Raw genomic sequence first — 2167 nt, forward strand, 5'->3', positions numbered from 1 at the left:
CTCGTCGATCACCTCGCCGACGTCCTTCTTGGTCAGGACGCGGTTGACGATGTCGAACGGCACCTTGTGGCTCTTCGGCAGCGTCTCGCCCAGCAACATGCGGCCCGGGGTCGTCTCGAACCGCTTGAGATACTGGTTGCCCTGCTCATCGGTCTGCGGAACGCGGCTGATGATCTTGGTGTGGAGCGTCACGGCACCGGCGAAGAGGGCCTGGTGGACCTCCTCCATGTCCGCCAGCATCATGCCCTCGCCCGGTTCCTTCTGCTTTTCGAGCGAGAGGTAATAGAGGCCCAGCACCATGTCCTGCGACGGCACGATGATCGGCTTGCCGTTCGCGGGCGACAGGATGTTGTTGGTCGACATCATCAGGACGCGCGCTTCCAGCTGCGCTTCGAGCGACAGCGGAACGTGCACGGCCATCTGGTCGCCGTCGAAGTCGGCATTGAACGCCGAGCAGACCAGCGGGTGAAGCTGGATCGCCTTGCCCTCGATCAGCACCGGCTCGAACGCCTGGATGCCCAGACGGTGGAGCGTCGGCGCGCGGTTCAGCATGACCGGGTGCTCACGGATCACCTCGTCCAGGATATCCCAGACTTCCTTGCGCTCCTTCTCGACCCACTTCTTGGCCTGCTTCAGGGTCATCGACAGACCCTTGGCGTCCAGACGGGCATAGATGAACGGCTTGAACAGCTCGAGCGCCATCTTCTTCGGCAGGCCGCACTGGTGCAGCTTGAGCTCCGGGCCGGTCACGATGACCGAACGACCCGAATAGTCGACGCGCTTGCCGAGCAGGTTCTGACGGAAGCGGCCCTGCTTGCCCTTCAGCATGTCGGACAGCGACTTCAGCGGACGCTTGTTGGCGCCGGTGATCGTGCGGCCACGGCGGCCGTTGTCGAACAGCGCGTCGACCGCTTCCTGCAACATGCGCTTTTCGTTGCGGACGATGATGTCCGGCGCACGCAGCTCCATCAGGCGCTTCAGACGGTTGTTGCGGTTGATGACGCGGCGATACAGATCGTTCAGGTCCGAGGTCGCGAAACGACCGCCGTCCAGCGGCACCAGCGGGCGCAGCTCGGGCGGGATGACCGGGATCACTTCCAGGATCATCCATTCGGGACGGTTGCCCGATTCGATGAAGCTTTCGACGACCTTCAGGCGCTTGATGATCTTCTTGGGCTTCAGCTCCGACTTGGTCGTCGCCAGCTCTTCCAGAAGCTGCACGCGCTCGCCCTCGAGGTCGAGGCTTTCAAGCATGATGCGGACCGCTTCGGCGCCGATGCCGGCCGAGAACGCGTCCTCGCCATATTCATCCTGCGCGTCGAGCAGTTCGTCCTCGGTGAGAAGCTGATACTTCTCCAGCGGGGTCAGGCCCGGCTCGATGACGATATAGGCTTCGAAGTACAGCACGCGCTCGAGCTGCTTGAGCTGCATGTCGAGCAGCAGGCCGATGCGGCTCGGCAGCGACTTCAGGAACCAGATGTGCGCGACCGGCGCGGCCAGTTCGATATGGCCCATCCGCTCGCGGCGGACCTTCGACACCGTGACTTCGACACCGCACTTTTCGCAGACGATGCCCTTGTACTTCATGCGCTTGTACTTGCCGCACAAGCATTCGTAATCCTTGATCGGACCGAAGATGCGCGCGCAGAACAGGCCGTCACGTTCCGGCTTGAACGTGCGGTAGTTGATCGTCTCGGGCTTCTTGATCTCGCCGAACGACCAGGAACGGATCTTGTCGGGCGACGCGATGCCGATCTGAATCTGGTCGAAGGTTTCCGGCTTGGCCACCGGATTGGCGAAGTTGGTCAGTTCGTTCATTTCGCTTTCCTCACAGGGAGGGAAAATTCATCGGGCGAGGTAGGCAAGGCGCCGGTCGAGCATGTGCCCCACCGGCGTCTCCTGTCTTACTCCGCCGCCTCGGCCAGACCGTCGTCCTGGGCGTCTTCCATCGACTTGAGGTCGACGTTGAGACCCAGCGAGCGCATTTCCTTGACCAGCACGTTGAAGCTCTCCGGGATGCCCGCCTCGAAGGTGTCGTCGCCCTTGACGATCGCTTCGTAAACCTTGGTGCGGCCGACCACGTCGTCCGACTTCACCGTCAGCATTTCCTGGAGCGTGTACGCCGCGCCATACGCCTGCAGCGCCCACACTTCCATCTCACCGAAGC

At 62.3% G+C, this 2167-nt stretch carries 2 protein-coding genes; both read right to left on the bottom strand.

The window, feature by feature from the left end:
• On the bottom strand, positions 1 to 1818 hold a 1818-nt coding region (gene rpoC / locus ACQKJZ_RS19075), incomplete at its 3' end, for a DNA-directed RNA polymerase subunit beta' (protein ID WP_427733253.1).
• Between the two features lie 86 nt (positions 1819 to 1904).
• Positions 1905 to 2167, bottom strand: a 263-nt coding sequence (locus ACQKJZ_RS19080) for a hypothetical protein (RefSeq protein WP_427733255.1), incomplete at its 5' end; no start/stop codon positions are given.

Origin of the sequence: Sphingomonas sp. NPDC019816 (assembly GCF_050274375.1) — a bacterium.
Taxonomy (GTDB): Bacteria; Pseudomonadota; Alphaproteobacteria; order Sphingomonadales; family Sphingomonadaceae; genus Sphingomonas.